Below are 14614 nucleotides of genomic sequence, written 5' to 3' on the forward strand. Positions count from 1 at the left end.
ATGGGGGCCACCCTGACCCGACACGAGCTGCTTACCGGTGACGAACTGAGAGCACGGCTGGCTGAAAATCCCGGAAAGGCGGCCGGCATCATCCTGCGAGCAGCCGGTGATGGCATCGTCGAAGCGCAGACCCTACTCGGGCAGATCCTGCTCGATGGCCAGGGAATAGAGAAAGATCAGGTTCTGGCACGCCGCTGGTTTGCCATCGCCGCGCAACATGACCATGCCATGGCCCACAACATGCTCGGCCGCTGCCAAGAGCACGGCTGGGGCGGCCCGGCCGACTGCACCGCCGCGGCCCACAGCTACCAGCGCGCGCTGTCCTGCGGGCTGGACTGGGCGATGTACAACTACGCCGGACTCCTGGCGACCGGTCGCGGAGTCGCCCAGGACCAACACCAGGCCTTCGACTGGTACCTGAAAGCCGCCAACCTGGGGCATGCCAAGTCGATGAATCTGGTCGGACGCTACCTGGAAGAAGGCATCGTCGGGGCGCCTGACCCGGAAGCCGCCCATGACTGGTATCGACGCTCGGCCGAAGCAGGTGATTTCCGTGGCCAATTCAGCCATGCGGCGATTCTCGCCGGGAAAGGTCAACTGACCGATGCCATCGATTGGCTGAAAAAAGCGCTCACGCACGGCAATCTGAACTTCCTGCGCGCCAGCCGAGGCAGCCTGGCCCAGGCTCCATACGCAGAAATTCGCGCCGTGGCCCTGGATTACCATCAGCGCGCCGCAGAGTTGGGTGACGACCAGGATCAACATGCACTGGACATGTTCTGCCCGCGTCACACGGGCTGATCGCCCTATAAGCGGCGATCACCTTCGAACTTCTAGTTGAAGGAAAAAACAGCGCTGATGAGCAAGGCTAACGGGGCATTCACCGACTTGCAATATTCGCTAACAACAAACCCGTAAGCAAAATGTAAATCAGATTCTTATAGCAATAATTCTCAATTAGGTTTGCCTCTCATTTTTTCAGGAGCACATCTAATGAGCATAAGGAAGACAACCGGCAGTTCTCTGTTCCAGGCCAATCGATCCCGTTCAGCTGTCGGCTTTGCCTTCGCATCCTGCGCCACGGTCGGCATCGCTGCAGAAACCAGCCCGGAAGAAAGCACCTCCTCGACGCCCTCGTCGGCGCTGGAACTTGGCACTACTGACGTCAAAGCCAACCATGACCAAGGCTACAAGGTCGATCAAGCCTCCTCGCACAAGTTCACCGCCCCGCTACGCGACACGCCAAAATCCGTCACGGTGATTACCGAAGAGCTGATCAAGGAGCGTGGTGCCAGTTCGCTCAAGGACGTACTACGCACCACACCCGGCATCACCCTGGGAGCGGGCGAAGGTGGTACACCCGTCGGCGACCGCCCCTTCATCCGCGGTTATGAAGCCAGCACTGACATCATGATCGACGGTGTTCGCGATGTAGGTCGCAATACCCACGAAGCCTTCAATATCGAGCGGGTCGAGATCGTCAAAGGCCCGGGCTCGGCCTATACCGGTCGCGGCGCCACCGGGGGCAGCATCAACCTGGTGAGCAAGGTCGCCCAGAGCGAAGACTTCATCGCCGGCAGCCTGACCCTCGGTACCGACCAGCTCTGGCGTACCACGCTGGACGTCAACCAGTTCCTGCCTGACCAGAACATGGCCTTCCGCCTCAATGCCATGAAGCACGAAGCCGATACGCCCGGGCGCGATGATGTCGATGTCAAGCGTTGGGGCCTGGCCCCTACCGTGACGTTCGGCCTGAATACGCCAACCCGCGCCACCCTCAGCTACTACCACATGGAAACCGATGACATGGCCGATCTGGGCCATCCGGTCTCGCTGATTACCGGCAAGCCGACCAAGGTCGACCGTGACAATTTCTATGGCCTGGTCGATCGCGACTTCAGCAAAACCTCGGCGGATATCGCCAGCATCGTTCTTGAACACGACGTCAACGAAGCACTGACCATCCGCAACACCACCCGTGGCGGGCGCACCCTGCTCGACTACGTGATGACTCGCCCCAGCTTTGCCAACGTCAACGCCGAACGCAATGGCGTGGTTCTGCGCGATGGCCGTGCCCGTAACAGCGTGACCAAATCGCTGATCAACCAGACAGAAGCCTTCGGCACGTTCCACCTTGCCGGCTTGCAGCACAGCTACAACACCGGGATCGAGCTCAGCCGCGAAACCATCGACCAGCGCAATCGCTACACCGTTGCCGCCGGCAGCCCTGCCGACCTGCACCACCCCAACCCGCACGACGGCTTCCCGGCTGTTACGCGGGGCAATGAGCGTATTGGCGACAGCAAGACCAGCACCCGCGCCGCCTATGTCTTCGACACCATCGCACTGCACGAGCAATGGGACCTCAACCTGGGCCTGCGTTACGACGACTACAACGTCACCAACAAGAGCTGGAACAATCCGGGCACTGTGCGCACCACCAGCAAGAACACCAGCGACTTCTGGAACTACCAGGTTGGCCTCGTGTTCAAGCCACTTCCCTACGGTAGCGTCTATGTGTCTTACGGCACCTCCTCCAACCCGGCAGGCGAGACGGTGGGCCAGGCTGGCGGCGCCGATGGGGCCGCGGGCGGGGCTTCAGTCAACGACCTGGACGCCGAGAAAAACCGCAGTGTAGAGCTGGGCACCAAGTGGGACGTGTTCAATGAGCAACTCTCGCTGACCGCTGCGATCTTCCGCACAGAGAAGACCAATGGCCGCTCCCAGGACCCGACCACTGGCGCCGTCACGCTCTCCGGTAACAGCCGGGTGGATGGTTTCGAACTGGGACTGGCCGGCAAGATAACCGAGGCCTGGCAAGCCTGGGCCGGTTATACCTACCTCGACCCCGAAACCCGCAAGTACCGCAGCGGTGGCAATGACTTCTCCGGCAAGCAAATGAAATTCATCGCCCCGGAAAGCTTCAGCCTGTGGACCACCTATGCGCTCACCGACAAATGGACCATCGGGGGCGGGACGAACTACATGGACGCCCGTTACCTGGACGACGCCAACACCCGCAAACTGGACGCCTACTGGCGCTACGATGCGATGGTTGGCTACAAGGTGAACCAGAACCTCGACCTGCAGCTCAACGTGCTAAACCTGGCTGACGAAACCATCTACGACGCTTCGCATGTGGGTGTATTCGCCAACGTGGCACCAGGCCGCTCGGCCGAGCTGACGGCCAACTTCCGTTTCTGACCTCACCCACGACGGCTCATCGAAAGATGGGCCGTCGCCTTTCTCAAAGCCAGCCGGATAACTTAATCCGAGTTCTCCGGCCAGGCTTTCAAGCGCAGGTGCACAGCCAGCCCAGGCTGCATGTTCTGCGCCCATATCGAACCACCCTGCAGCTCGATCGAACTGCGCGCGATACTCAAGCCCAGGCCAAAACCACCGTCGCCGGGGCGTGCCTGGTCAAGCCTGGAAAAGGGTTCGAAAATCAGCCCAAGCTGGTCCTCGCTCACGCCAGGGCCCTGGTCACGCAAACACAACCACTGCGTAGTCCCCTCGCGATGACCACTGAGCGTGATCACGCCCTCCCGCGGCGAGTAACGAATGGCATTGCGTAGAACGTTCTCCAGAGCCTGAGCCAAACCGTTGAGATTGGCCAACACCATGCAGGTGTCCTCCAGTTCGAAACGCAACTGCGTCACTGGCCAACCGGTTTCGAAACAGGCGTCCTCACAGAGCAGCCCCCAGAGGGACCGCACATTAATCGGCTCGAGCACCAGGCGTGGCCGTTCAGAATCCAACCAGGCCAGCTCCAGCGTGTTTTCGACCAGGCGCTGCATCAACTCGATTTCCCGCTCCAGCCGCACGCGCAGGGCCGGCAGGTCGTCCTCCCGCTCACTGGCCACACGCAGTCGACTCAGTGGCGTGCGCAGCTCATGAGACAAATCACTGAGTAATCGACGTTGATAATGCACCGTGCCTTGCAGCCGTTCGGCCATGTGATCAAAGGCGCGCCCCAACTCTCCCAGCTCGTCTCGACGGGCCGTAATCGGCTTGCCCACACGAGAATTCAGATCGTCAGCACTGAGCGCATTGGCCTGCTCCCGCAAACGCGACAAGGGACCGATGAAAAAACGGTACAACACGATACCGAACAGGAGCGCCAGCACGCCCGGCACCAGCTTCTGAAAGATGAAATACAGCAACGGCCGTGGACCCCATGGGCTGAATCGCTCAGGCAAGGGCATCACCAACTGGCCACGGCCATCCTTGAAGGGGATGCTCAGTACTCTGGGCTCTGCGCTTTGCCGCCCCATTGGCCAGTTGAGCTTGCGCATGAAACTCAGTTTGGTCCGTTGCTCTTCGGCAACCGGTCTATTACCCAGCGGAAACAGGTTTCTATCAAGCACCAGCGACCAGACACCCTCGCGCTCATGCAGCTGATCCTGAAACGCATCCACGCCAGCCGCCCCATGCTTCTGCCAGGAAGCCTCGGCTTCGCGTGCATAGCTGCGTAGCACCGAACGCGATTCGCTGGACAGGTAAGACGTCAGCTCACCGACAAGTCGCCCCGAAAATAACGTCAGGGCAATGACCGCCAACGAGAAGCCGATCAGCAGAACCGCCAGCTTCCAGAACAGTGAGTGGCGGTTCGGCATCAGGCCTCCTGGCTCGTGAGCACATAGCCCTTGCCCCAGACGGTTTCCAGTTTGCGGTCGGTGTAGCCGATGCGCTGCATTTTGCGGCGAATATGGCTCACGTGCATGTCCAGGCTACGGTCATGTACCGAGTAGGCGCGATGCAGGACATGCTGGTAGAGAAAGGCCTTGCTGAGGGCCTCCTCCCGATGCCGGAAGAACGTCGCCAGCAATCGATACTCCGTAGTCGTCAGCCCGGCCCATTGCTCGGCATAGCTGATATCGGAACGGGCCTCGTCGAAATGCAGTGACAGATCCCCCACATGAGCCTCCTGCCCCGCGCGCTCATAGGCGACACGCCGCAACACCGCATCGATGCGCACCTGCATTTCCACCATGCTGAACGGCTTGGGCAAGTAATCGTCGGCACCTTGGCTGAAGCCCGCGATACGGTCCTTCTCCGCCCCAAGCGCGGACATGAGGATCACTGGCACCCGTCGCTGCTGGCGCAGTTCAGCCAGCACCTCCAGGCCATTGCGGCCTGGCAGCATGATATCCATCAGGATCAGGTCGAACGCTTCGGTGCGGGCCAGGCCAAGCCCTTCCTCACCATCGTGCCGCAACGTCACCGCAAAGCCACAGCGTTCGAGGTGCTCGCTAAGGTGAGCCGCCAGTACCGGGTCGTCTTCGATGGCCAGAATGCGTGATGAGGGGGAATTCTCGAGCTGCATGGGAAACGCCTGCATATGCAAATAGTTCTTTATCGCTACATTCTGGCAAATGCGCTTGCAGATTCCCACCGAACGAATCGCTACACTGGCGAATAAATCACCGAAGGACGACGCGCGTGTTCAAGGAACTCGGGATCAAGGGCCGCGTACTGCTGCTCACTTTATTGCCTACCAGCCTGCTGGCGCTGGTACTTGGCGGCTATTTCACCTGGATGCAACAGGCGGAACTCAAGGATCAACTGCAGCAGCGCGGGGAGCTCGTGGTTCAGCAGCTGGCGCCACTGGCCGCTTCAGCCCTGGCAAACAACGACCGAGAATCGCTGAAGCGCCTGGCCGAAGAAACGCTGAATCAGGACGATGTACGCTCGGTCGGCTTTCTCTCCAGCGAGCGCAACCTACTGGCCCAGGCCGGGCCAAAAATGCTCAATCAGGCGCCATTGAGCGATGGCAGCCCGCTGGTACAAAGCACCGGGCAGGATGCCACCCGTTTCCTCCTGCCGGTGTATGGCCGCCACCGCAGCATGGCTGTCGACCAAAGCAACGAGGAGGCCAATCGGCTGATTGGCTGGGCCGAGCTGGAGCTCTCGCACCATCGAACCTTGCTGCAAGGCTATCGCAGCCTGCTCGCCAGCCTGTTGCTGATCATCACCGGCCTGGTCGTGACCGCCCTGCTCGCCCTGCGCATGAGTCGGACCATCAACGAGCCCTTGCGCAGCATCAAACAGAGTGTCGCCCTGATCAAAGATGGCCAGTTGCAGACCCGCCTGCCGCCGATGGGCAACAATGAACTGGATGAACTGGCAGCAGGCATCAACCGCATGGCCGAGTCGCTGCAAAATGCCCAGGAAGAACTGCAGCACAGCATCGACCAGGCCACCGAAGATGTGCGGCAGAATCTGGAGACCATCGAGATCCAGAACATCGAGCTGGATTTCGCCCGCAAGGAAGCGCTGGAAGCCAGCCGTATCAAGTCCGAATTCCTCGCCAACATGAGCCACGAGATCCGCACCCCGCTCAATGGCATTCTCGGCTTTACCAACCTGCTGCAAAAAAGCGACCTCACTCCGCGCCAGCAGGACTACCTGGGCACCATTGAAAAGTCCGCCGAGAGCCTGCTGGGGATCATCAACGAGATTCTCGACTTCTCCAAAATCGAAGCCGGCAAGCTGGTTCTGGAAAGCATTCCGTTCAACTTGCGCGACCTGCTGCAAGACACCCTGACCATCCTCGCCCCGGCCGCGCACGAGAAAGAGCTGGAGCTGGTCAGCCTCATCTATCGCGATACCCCCCTGTCATTACAGGGCGACCCACTGCGCCTCAAGCAAGTGCTGACCAACCTGGTCAGCAATGCCATCAAGTTCACCCGCGAAGGCACCATCGCCGTGCGGGCGATGGTCGAGGACGAAAGCGATGACCGCGCGCAATTGCGCATCAGCGTGCAAGACACGGGCGTCGGCCTGTCCGACGATGACCTGCGAGCGTTGTTCCAGGCGTTCAGCCAGGCCGACAATTCCCTGTCGCGCCAGGCAGGCGGTACAGGGTTGGGGCTGGTGATTTCCAAGCGCCTGATCGAGCAGATGGGCGGCGAAATCGGCGTCGATAGCAACCCCGGAGCCGGTTCCGAGTTCTGGATCAGTCTGAGCCTGCCGAAAGCGCGTGACGACGGTGACGAGCTGCCACGCGCGCAATTGAGCGGGCGCCGCGTGGTCATGCTGGAAAGCCATGATCTGGTCAGCCAGGCCCTGCGCCACCAGTTGGAAGACTGCGGCCTGGACGTCCTGCCGTTCAGCAACCTGGATCATCTACTCGAATGCGTGACGCAGCAAAACCAGGGCGAGCACCCCATCACCCTGGCGGTACTGGGTGTTCGCGTGCAGGAACTACCTCCGGAACAACTCAGCCAACGCATCTGGGACCTGGATCGCCTCGGCTGCAAGAGCCTGGTGCTGTGCCCAACCACCGAGCAGGCGATGTACCACGAGTCGCTGCCGGATGCGCATCGCCAGCTACAGGCCAAACCGGCCTGTACCCGCAAACTGCAACGCGCGCTCTACGACATGGTTTACCCCCGCCAACAGCGCATCGACACCCGCCCACCACTGACCAGTCGCGCACCGCGCCTGCTGTGCGTCGATGACAACCCGGCCAACCTGCTGCTGGTGCAAACCCTGCTGAGCGACATGGGCGCCGAAGTGACCGTGGTAGACAGCGGTTATGCGGCACTGGAGAGCGTAAAACAGCACAACTTCGACCTGGTATTCATGGACGTCCAGATGCCCGGCATGGACGGCCGCCAGACCACCGAAGCCATCCGCCAATGGGAACAGGAGCGTGAGCGTAGCCAGATGCCCATCGTCGCCCTCACCGCCCATGCGCTGGCCAATGAAAAACGCGCCCTGCTGCAAAGCGGCATGGATGACTACCTGACCAAACCGATCAGCGAGCGCCAACTGGCCCAGGTGGTACTCAAGTGGACGGGCCTGGCGCTACGCGACCATGCGCCACAGAGCACCGCCGAAACACCGCCCTCGAACAACACCCTGCGCGTCCTCGATCCAGAAGAAGGGCTGCGGCTGGCAGCCGGCAAGGCCGATCTTGCGGCCGACATGCTGAGCATGCTGCTGGCCTCGCTGGATGCCGACCGCCAGGCTATTCAACAGGCTCGCGATGGGGGTGACCGTGCGGCGCTGATCGAGCGCGTACACCGCCTGCACGGTGCCACCCGCTACTGTGGTGTGCCGCAACTGCGCGCGGCCTGCCAGCGCAGCGAAACCCTGCTCAAACAGGATGATCCAGCCGCACAGAGCGCGCTGGACGAGCTCGATGCTGCCATCACACGCCTGGCCAAGGATGCTGTGGCCAACGTTTGAGTTCATATGACCAGAGGTGAGCCATCCCGCCCTCGCCTATTCGGAGAGAAGGCGGGTGGCGAGCGAACAGTCGCCATACGATTGCCCCGAATGGATCGCCCGTCATATGCCTCGTGCTAGCATTCGCGCTGATCTGGAGGACCCATGGCCGAGCACGATTTCCGCTACACCCTGTTCAACCCCGCCCACACACTCACCGAATGCCGCGCCCTGACGCCAGGCCGCTATCAGGTCACCGGCAATGGTGGCGCCATCCAAGGCGGCGATACATTACTGGTCACGCTAAAGGGCAGCCGTGAGCTCACCCTGCGCCTGGTGGTGGAGAAAGTCCGCCACCTGATCAACCCGCCGGGCCAATGGATGGCGGTTGCCAATGGCCCGGTCTTCCGGGAACTGTCTATCCTCAATTGGCAGGTGAATTGCGACGGGTGTAACAGCACGCTCGACTTCGAATTCGCCGTGGATGCAGCCCTGGGTGAGAAAGCCCGTCAGCCGGCCGCTGAGGCACGCATTCAGGAACTTGGCTGGCAATCTCGTGATGGCCGCCATCTTTGCTCGCGTTGTAAGGAGACGAACGCATGAAAAAACCCTTTACCCTGGCCCTGCTCGCTAGCCCTCTCCTGGGTTGCGCTGCCAGCCCGGTGCTGCTGGAAAACAACAAGACCTACCAGGTGGAGTGGATTGGCGAACGCCCCCTTATCGATAACAGCCATCTGACCCTGACCCTGGGTGATGACGGCCGTGCTTACGGCAATGCCGGCTGCAACCACTGGTTCGCCAGCTATGCCCACGAAGGTGAAAGCCTGAGCTTCGATGCGCCGGGCAGCACCCGCAAGCTGTGCGCCCCGTCGCTGATGGAGCAGGAACAGCGCTTCCTCGAATCACTGACCCATGTGCAGCGCTGGGATGTATCGGAAATCGGCCAGCTGCGCTTGTGGCCAGCGTCTGGCAAGCCGCTGCGCCTGTGGCCAGAAGAAGGCTGAGCAACGCCTCATGCGTACGTGATCAGGTGTAGCTACAGCTGAAACGTATCGTAGAGAATGCCATGCGCTAACCCGCGATACTGCTGGTACACATGGTGTTGAGTCGAGGGGACATAGATAACGCCTGCCGGGAGACATGGGTAACGGTTGGGAACTCCTACCTTGCCCTGCCCCAGGTCGAGTTGGCGTGGGGTTTTATGCATGAGCATTACGTCGTAGAGACCATCCGTCGTTGTACGACACAGGGCAACCCGCCCTCTACCCCCGCCTCCGCGAAAACCTGCCGACCACCAACGTCGACAAGATCCTACGCCGCAGGCTACGAGACGAAGAGCTGAAGAAGATCGCCGCCAAGACCTGATCTTCGTTTGACAGGAAAAGCCCCGCTCAAGCAGGGCTTTTTCGTTCCAGGAGCTGCTCAGGCTGGCGGGTTCTCGTCCTCTAGCGCCTGACGCAAGGTGTCGGGAAGCGTGATGGGCTGTTTGCTCTCAGGGCTGATGCAGACCTGGGTCATCGACGCACGAAAGGTCACATCGCCCGATGACTGACGACCTTCCACGCTGAAGCTGAACGAAGTGGCACCAGGCGTTTCGCTGCGCACCTCGATGCTGATCACCTCGTCCCAGGTCATCGGGGAGAGGAACTCGATCGACAGTGCCCGAGCCGGCGGCAGGATGCCCATAGCGAACACCTTGCGCAGCCCCTCGCCGCCGAGCCGGTAGGAGAGGTAGTCGTGGATCGCCTCGATGACGAAGTAGGCGATGCGTGGCGTGTAGACGATCCCGGCGGGGTCGCAATCGCCAAACAGAACGGTTCGAGTGGTACTGAAGGACATGAGGGAACGCACCTGCTGGGTCGTTTAATGGATGAGGCGATCATAACGGCTGGCAGCGCGAGGCATGCCCATTAACAAGCGGCAAATAGCCCTTGAAATCCATCTGCCACAGCTCGTCCGGGTGATCATGTTAGAAGCGTTGGCGGGCAGGTGTTTCAGCGCCCTGGCCGCGATAACGCACCTGACAGCCATGGCGCTGAAAAGTGTATCGATGCTGCTACGGTGAGGCCGATCCGTTCACCCTCATTTGGCACAGGCTGCACAGCTTGCTGGCTACCCATCTATCCCTGCTGAACACATGGCGCTCCCCAAGGTAGCGAAGAGGCTTTGGCTGGACTGCCAGGCACACCAACAGTCCCAAACTCAAAGCGCGAACAACTCCAGTTGCTCATGCCGTCCACGTAGGTCGAGCAACCGCACACCGACCCCCAGCAACCTTACAGGCTTGTTGCCACGCGCGAAGGCCGCGCTGAGCAGGAGCTGGTAGCTGTTCAGGTCACGCCGCGCGCCAGCCTGCTCGATGGTCGTCTGGGTGAAGTCATGGAACTTGACCTTCACGAACGGCTTGTCCGGCTTGTAGCTGGCATCCAGACGCGCCATACGCGTTTCCAGTTGTTCCAGCAGCTCCGGCAGGCGTTTCAGGCACATGGCCAGATTGGGCAGGTCTTCATCGTAGGTATTTTCCACACTGACCGATTGCCGACGACTGTCGGTCTGCAACGCGCGCTCATCGATACCGCGCGCCAGACTCCACAAGCGCTCGCCGAAACTGCCGAACTCACGCGCCAGGGCCACCTTGCTCCAGCCGCGCAGATCATCACAGGTGGTAATCCCCAGGCGCCCTAGCTTGTCTGCGGTGACCTTGCCCACACCATGCAGCTTGCTGACTGGCAATACCGCGACAAACGCGTCGACCTGCTCCGGGGTAATGACGAACAGGCCATCGGGCTTGCGCCAATCGCTGGCGATCTTCGCCAGAAACTTGTTCGGCGCCACCCCGGCCGACACGGTGATATGCAGCTCCTGCGAAACCCGTCGACGAATTTCCCGGGCAATGCGTGTGGCACTGCCGGCGAAATGCTCGCTGCTGGAGACATCCAGGTAGGCCTCATCCAGCGACAGCGGCTCGATGATCTCGGTGAAGTCGCGGAAAATCGTATGAATATCCCGCGAGACGGCCTTGTACACATCCATGCGCGGCTTGACGACCTGCAGGTCCGGACACAGCTTCAGCGCCTGGCGCATCGGCATCGCCGAGCGCACACCCCAGGCTCGTGCTTCATAGTTACAGGTGGCAACCACACCGCGCCGGTCAGCCGCGCCACCCACTGCCAGCGGTTTTCCGGCCAGGCTCGGGTCATCACGCATCTCGATGGCGGCGTAAAAGCAGTCGCAGTCGATGTGAATGATCTTGCGCACGAAAGTCCGGGAAGCCCCGCAGGCCATAGGCTGAAGAGCCTGAAGCATACACTGGCACGACGCTAAGCACCTGAGCCCGCAACACTTTTTTCAATCCAACGATTGACATGCGCGCGCTCGGCAGTAGAATAGCCGCCGCGGGATGGAGCAGTCTGGTAGCTCGTCGGGCTCATAACCCGAAGGTCGTAGGTTCAAATCCTGCTCCCGCAACCATTACAGAAAAAGGCCACTCATTGAGTGGCCTTTTTCGTTTCCGCCCCCTGCTTCCATTTAAGTAATTGATTAAAAAGCACAAATCAATTGACAACGCGCCGCCAGGCAGTAGAATTGCCGGCGCGGGATGGAGCAGTCTGGTAGCTCGTCGGGCTCATAACCCGAAGGTCGTAGGTTCAAATCCTGCTCCCGCAACCATTACAGAAAAAGGCCACTCATATGAGTGGCCTTTTTCGTTTCTGACATCAGCTACATTTATTCCTGATCTGCCGGAACTTGCTCCGTTACGCCATACTCTGAGCCGCACTGCCCACGAGGTCACCAATGCGCGCCAGCCCAGACCAACCCGCCAACGCCCCCGCTTCAGCACTCAATCCCCGGCTCCTGCTCTGGCGCCAACGCATCAGCCAATACCGACAACCCCTCGGCCTCATCGTCGCCTTGCTTCTATTTGGCATTGCGCTGATTGCCTGCCGTCATCTTCTCGATGAGCTCGACCCGGACGCGCTGCGCACTTCACTGCTGGCTGTCCCGCCCATCAATCTGTTTGGCGCCCTTGCCATGACCGCCCTGGGCTTCATCGCCCTGCTGGGTTATGAGTGGTCAGCGAGTCGCTATGCAGAAGTACAACTACCCAAACGCATCCTGGCCCTGGGCGGTTTCTGCGCCTTTGCCATCGGCAATGCCGTGGGCCTGGCGATGCTCTCGGGCGGCTCAGTGCGCTATCGGCTTTATGCCCGCCATGGTGTCGGACCCGGTGAAGTCGCCCGGATGACCCTGTTCGCCAGCCTGTCACTGGGCTGCAGCTTACCGCTGCTCGCCGCCGTCGCCAGCCTTAGCGACCTGCCATCCGCGTCACAAGCGCTGGGCCTGTCAGAAGGCGTTCTGGGAACTGCCGCTGGATTGATACTGGCTATCTATGCGGTGCTGTTCTTCGTGCTGCAGCGCGCACGACTGGCTGAACAGCCGCATCAGAACAGCCTGCTGATCACCATCAGGAAGCGCATTCTGCGCCTGCCGGGTGGCCGTCTATCGTTGCTGCAATTGTTGATCACCGCGCTGGATGTCAGCGCGGCAGCCGGCGTGCTCTATCTGCTTCTGCCAGAGGCCCCGCCCTTCGGCGCCTTCTTGCTGGTCTATCTGCTGGCATTGGCGGCTGGCGTGTTGAGCCATGTGCCTGGCGGTGTCGGCGTATTCGAGGCCGTTCTGCTCGCTGCCTTTGCCAACCAGTTGGGCGCCGCGCCGCTGGCCGCCGCCCTGCTGCTGTACCGCCTGATCTATATCGTGTTGCCGCTGCTGGTAGCCTGCCTGGTGTTACTGCTGATCGAAGCGCGGCGCCTGCTACCCAGCCAGCAGACGATGCGCAGCGCGTCCGGCATGGCGGCACCGATCCTGGCACTGCTGGTGTTCTTCTCTGGGGTAGTCCTGTTGTTCTCCGGTGTCACGCCGACCATCGACGAACGCCTGTCACACATGGGCTTCCTGATTCCCCATCGACTCATCGACGCCTCGCACTTCGGTGCCAGCCTGATCGGCATGTTCTGCCTGCTGCTGGCCCAGGGTCTGCGTCGCCGCCTTTCGGCTGCCTGGGTACTGACTCTGATCCTGTTGCTGGTCGGCGCCGTACTGTCGCTGCTCAAGGGCTTCGACTGGGAAGAAGCCAGTCTGCTCGGCATGACTGCCGCATTGCTCGCACTGTTCCGTTCCTCGTTCTACCGCCGTAGCCGGCTGTTCGAACTGCCCTTTTCGCCGTTGTATCTGGTCGCCAGCCTCTGCGTTCTGGGTGCCTCTATCTGGCTGCTGCTGTTCGCCTATCAGGACGTGCCCTATGAGCGTGAACTGTGGTGGCAGTTCGCGCTCGACGCCGATGCACCGCGCGGGCTGCGCGCCGCGCTCGGCAGTGCCCTGCTGCTGGCCGGTATCACCCTGGCCTGGTTGCTTCGCGCCGCCCCTGCGGAGATTCACGCACCCACCGAAGATGAACTGACCCAGGCGGCTCGTATCATCCAGCATTCCGATCAGGCGGATGGTGGCCTGGCCCTGACCGGCGACAAGGCGCTGCTGTTCCATGCCGACAACACTGCCTTCCTCATGTATGCGCGCCGCGCACGCAGCATGATCGCCTTGTACGACCCCATTGGCCCGGCGCAACAGCGTGCCGACCTGATCTGGCAGTTCCGCGACCTGTGCGACCTGCACCATGCCCGCCCGGTGTTCTATCAGGTCCGCGCAGAAAACCTGCCGCTGTACGTGGATATCGGCCTGACCGCGATCAAGCTCGGAGAGGAAGCCAGGGTAGACCTGATTCGCTTCGACCTGGAAAGCACCGGCAAGGCCATGAAAGACCTGCGTTACACCTGGAACCGCAGCCAGCGCGACGGGCTGACCCTGGAGTTTCATGCGCCCGGTACAGCCCCCCTGGAAGAGCTGCGCGGTATTTCGGACACCTGGCTGACAGGCAAGAACGTTCGCGAAAAAGGCTTCTCGCTCGGCCGCTTCGACCCGGCCTATCTGCAGTACTTCCGCATCGCGGTAGTGCGGATAGAAGGCCGAGCCGTGGCCTTCGCCAACCTGTTGGAAACCGACAGCCAGGAACTGGCCAGCCTCGACCTGATGCGCGTGCTTCCCGATGCGCCGAAGCTGACCATGGAGTTCCTCATGCTCGGCCTGCTCCTGCATTTCAAGGAACGCGGCTTCAGCCGCTTCAGCCTGGGCATGGTGCCGCTTTCCGGGCTGCAGCCACGCCGTGGTGCACCATTGACCCAGCGTCTGGGTGCCCTGGTATTCCAGCGTGGCGAAGCCTTCTACAACTTCCAGGGACTACGCCGCTTCAAGGACAAGTTCCAGCCGGATTGGGAGCCACGCTACATGGCCGTTCCCCCCGGGCTCGACCCGCTGGTAGCACTGGCGGACACCGCAGCCCTGATCGCCGGCGGTATTTCCGGTCTGGTCAAACGCTGAGGTCGAC

10 protein-coding genes, 2 tRNA genes and 1 pseudogene are annotated in these 14614 nt (G+C 61.1%); 9 read left to right on the plus strand and 4 right to left on the minus strand.

Going from position 1 to position 14614, the window contains the following annotated elements; all coding sequences use genetic code 11:
• Window positions 1–801, plus strand: a complete 801-nt coding sequence (locus ACWPW0_RS16045) for a tetratricopeptide repeat protein (RefSeq protein WP_454255839.1) — start codon at window positions 1–3, stop codon at window positions 799–801.
• Between the two features lie 192 nt (window positions 802–993).
• Window positions 994–3204 (plus strand): TonB-dependent receptor, encoded by a 2211-nt coding sequence (locus tag ACWPW0_RS16050; RefSeq protein ID WP_454255840.1) that lies wholly within the window; start codon window positions 994–996, stop codon window positions 3202–3204.
• Between the two features lie 62 nt (window positions 3205–3266).
• Here ACWPW0_RS16050 and ACWPW0_RS16055 read toward each other — a convergent pair whose 3' ends face one another.
• Both ACWPW0_RS16055 and ACWPW0_RS16060 read right to left on the minus strand, forming a co-directional pair.
• Complete coding sequence (locus ACWPW0_RS16055) at window positions 3267–4616, minus strand: histidine kinase sensor domain-containing protein (protein ID WP_454255841.1); 1350 nt, start codon at window positions 4614–4616, stop codon at window positions 3267–3269.
• Window positions 4616–5326, minus strand: coding sequence for a response regulator transcription factor (locus tag ACWPW0_RS16060; RefSeq protein ID WP_454255842.1), 711 nt, complete (start codon window positions 5324–5326; stop codon window positions 4616–4618). Before ACWPW0_RS16060 ends, ACWPW0_RS16055 begins: the two co-directional genes overlap by 1 nt.
• Window positions 5327–5442: 116 nt before the next feature.
• Here ACWPW0_RS16060 and ACWPW0_RS16065 point away from each other — a divergent pair, with 116 nt between their 5' ends.
• The 4 genes and pseudogenes from ACWPW0_RS16065 to ACWPW0_RS16080 form a co-directional block, all read left to right on the plus strand.
• Complete coding sequence (locus tag ACWPW0_RS16065; protein WP_454255843.1) at window positions 5443–8196, plus strand: response regulator; 2754 nt, start codon at window positions 5443–5445, stop codon at window positions 8194–8196.
• A 144-nt stretch (window positions 8197–8340) separates the two neighbouring features.
• Window positions 8341–8778 carry a hypothetical protein gene (locus tag ACWPW0_RS16070; RefSeq protein ID WP_447592953.1) on the plus strand — a complete coding sequence of 146 codons (438 nt, stop codon included), beginning with the start codon at window positions 8341–8343 and terminating at the stop codon, window positions 8776–8778.
• Window positions 8775–9179, plus strand: coding sequence for an META domain-containing protein (locus ACWPW0_RS16075; RefSeq protein WP_454255844.1), 405 nt, complete (start codon window positions 8775–8777; stop codon window positions 9177–9179). The genes ACWPW0_RS16070 and ACWPW0_RS16075 overlap by 4 nt, the downstream gene beginning before the upstream one ends.
• A 271-nt stretch (window positions 9180–9450) precedes the next feature.
• Window positions 9451–9540, plus strand: a pseudogene (locus ACWPW0_RS16080) (hypothetical protein); the annotation flags it as partial.
• A gap of 57 nt (window positions 9541–9597) precedes the next feature.
• Here ACWPW0_RS16080 and ACWPW0_RS16085 read toward each other — a convergent pair.
• Both ACWPW0_RS16085 and dinB read right to left on the minus strand, forming a co-directional pair.
• Complete coding sequence (locus ACWPW0_RS16085) at window positions 9598–10014, minus strand: acyl-CoA thioesterase (protein WP_454255845.1); 417 nt, start codon at window positions 10012–10014, stop codon at window positions 9598–9600.
• A gap of 363 nt (window positions 10015–10377) precedes the next feature.
• On the minus strand, window positions 10378–11433 hold the full coding sequence (gene dinB, locus ACWPW0_RS16090) for a DNA polymerase IV (protein ID WP_454255846.1): 1056 nt from the start codon (window positions 11431–11433) through the stop codon (window positions 10378–10380).
• A 136-nt stretch (window positions 11434–11569) separates the two neighbouring features.
• Between dinB and ACWPW0_RS16095 the strand changes: the two genes are divergently transcribed.
• The 3 genes from ACWPW0_RS16095 to mprF all read left to right on the plus strand — a co-directional run bounded on the left by ACWPW0_RS16095 (window position 11570) and on the right by mprF (window position 14607).
• Window positions 11570–11646, plus strand: a tRNA-Met gene (locus tag ACWPW0_RS16095).
• 121 nt (window positions 11647–11767) lie between these two features.
• Window positions 11768–11844, plus strand: a tRNA-Met gene (locus tag ACWPW0_RS16100).
• Window positions 11845–11970: 126 nt separating this feature from the next.
• Window positions 11971–14607 (plus strand): bifunctional lysylphosphatidylglycerol flippase/synthetase MprF, encoded by a 2637-nt coding sequence (gene mprF / locus ACWPW0_RS16105; protein WP_454255847.1) that lies wholly within the window; start codon window positions 11971–11973, stop codon window positions 14605–14607.
• Window positions 14608–14614: the final 7 nt, after the last annotated feature.

The sequence above is a fragment of the Pseudomonas sp. Marseille-Q8238 genome, from assembly GCF_965111915.1.